This window comes from Bacillus sp. AP50 (genome assembly GCF_040492675.1).
Taxonomy (GTDB): Bacteria; Bacillota; Bacilli; order Bacillales; family Bacillaceae_G; genus Bacillus_A; species Bacillus_A cereus.
Map to the genome: position 1 here is coordinate 1 of NZ_JBEUTW010000192.1, position 2,348 is coordinate 2,348.

Sequence of the window (2,348 nt, forward strand, 5' to 3'; positions counted from 1 at the left end):
CCCCTGGGATGTCCATCACTCATGTATTAAACAAGGGGGATTCTCAATGAAACTTACAATTTATTTTGATGGACAGTTTTGGATTGGAATTGTAGAAATGTATGAAAACAACAAATTGAAGGTATGTAAACATACTTTTGGTTCTGAACCAAAAGATAGTGAAATACTAGATTTTATATTTCATGATATGATTCCGCTATTACAGGGTACATCAGGTGTTAAAAACTCTATTGATAAAAGAAAAAATAAGACTATTAGTCCCAAAAGATTGATAAGGTTAGCAGCCAAGGAAATGAAAAATCAAGGAGTTTCTAACAAATCCTATGAAGTGTTGAGAATAGAATTAGAACAAAAAAAGAAAATGAAACAATGTATTACGCGTCAAAAGAAAGAGGAATTACAAGAAAAAAAACGACAAATGAAAATCCAAAAACGGAAAGCAAAACACCGAGGAAGATAAAAGATCATCCGCTAAAATTAGCGGGTGATCTTTTATCTTGAGGATTTATTTACACCTTGTCATTTTTTACTGAAAAAGAAATTGTATTTATAAAGCGAAAAAAAAGCTATTCTTTTTGTAAAAAAATACAGAAAGGATGGCGTTTTGTATGACTCTATCGATTCAAGATGAGTTTCATTTATTCGCTGAAGAACTACAGCGATTTCTATCTCCAAGTACCCTTCAACTGCTCGCACAAGAGAAGGGTTTCGTAAAACGTAAAAGTAAGTATGCTTTATGTATTTGGATTAGTCAACACGTAGCAAGCGATTCTCTTACTCGATTATGTAGTCAGCTTTATGCAAATACAGCTACACTCATAAGTCCAGAAGGACTGAATCAACGCTTTAATCCAACAGCTGTCGCATTTCTTCGAGAAGTCTTTACTTCTCTTCTCACACAAAAACTCTGTTCAAATCACTCACTTTCTGCACATATAATCTCTACTTTCAATCGTATTCGTATTCTAGATGCAACAGTGTTTCAACTGCCTGATCAATTCCTTAACGTGCAGCTTGGACCAGGAAAGAATAATGATAAAACATACGGTACCAACTGCCTTGAAGCCGTAGAGGTGGGCGATTTGTGTTTACGTGATCTTGGTTACTTCGATTTAGGAGACTTACAAACTATTCATGATAAAGGAGCTTACTACATCTCGCGGTTGAAGCTGAATACACGGATTTATATCAAGAACCCCGAGCCAGAATACTTCAACAACGGCATGTTAAAAAAGCAAACAGAATACATCCAACTCGATATGACACAAATGCTGTCTGGCCTAATCCCTGGTGAAACGATGGAAATCCACGAGGCATACATTGGCCAAAATCAGAAACTTCCAGCACGTGTCATTATCCATCGTTTAACTGATGATCAAACACAAACACGTCTGAAAAATCAAGCGATACGTGAAAAGAAGAAAGGCATTGTCATGAAGGATAAAAGTAAACGTTTAATGGGCATAAATGTGTATATCACGAATACGTCGCTAGAAGAAGTACCGACAAACTACGTGCATTCATTATATTCACTGCGTTGGCAGATTGAAATTTTATTTAAAACGTGGAAAGTCATTCTTTGAAATTGATGAATGCAAAAATATAAAAAGAGAACGCCTAGAGTGCCATTTATATGGACAACTCATCAGCATTCTCCTCTGTTCTTCTACGATGTTTCAAATGCGTCAGTTTCTGCTTGAAAAGAAAAACCAGGAACTGAGTGAATACAAAGCGATTTATATAATTAAAGATTACTTTCCGTTACTGTTTCAGGCGATAGCTTTTGGTACAGAAGAACTTTTAAAGATTCTGCATCGCCTTTATCAACTGCTCAAAAAGAACGATCGTAAATGTCATAGGCATAAGAAGATGACCGTCTTTGATATTCTAGGGATTGTGTATAAAACAACATTGAAGCATAGACAAGCTTCCTAGCGAAAAAATCGCGTTTTAATAGGCTTCTTTAGCATGCCTACTTTTTTATCACTTGCTAGTTTTGAAACAAGGATCATTTCGTACCTAGTAATTTACTTGGTTAGCTTGATGGGCATGTGGCGGTACCCCACATCCATCAACTTAAGGATTCGGTGTAGCTTTAAAATAAAGATGGATTAAAAAATATCCTCCTATCCTTATCTAACAACAAATAAAAAAACTCCATTTTGTCAAAAGATTTGTCACTTTACCTATAAGTTGGCCGCAGTTGGAAGCATAAGTTGACCAAAACGGCCGTCTTATGCTTCTTGTTACAAGATTGATTAAAATGGAGTTTTCCTTTATGAATATATAAACAATATTTATAAAAAAATTTAATCATTTTAAGTCGAATTATTTTAGACATTATAAAC

General features: G+C 35.0%; 1 protein-coding gene and 1 pseudogene. Both read left to right on the plus strand.

The genetic code is table 11. The annotated features are described in order from the left end of the window. Nucleotides 1–46: 46 nt before the first annotated feature. Nucleotides 47–460 (plus strand): YjdF family protein, encoded by a 414-nt coding sequence (locus ABWK52_RS15970; protein WP_097842642.1) that lies wholly within the window; start codon nucleotides 47–49, stop codon nucleotides 458–460. A 148-nt stretch (nucleotides 461–608) separates the two neighbouring features. After that, nucleotides 609–1,935: pseudogene (locus ABWK52_RS15975) on the plus strand (IS4 family transposase). The last annotated feature ends 413 nt before the right edge of the window (nucleotides 1,936–2,348 follow it).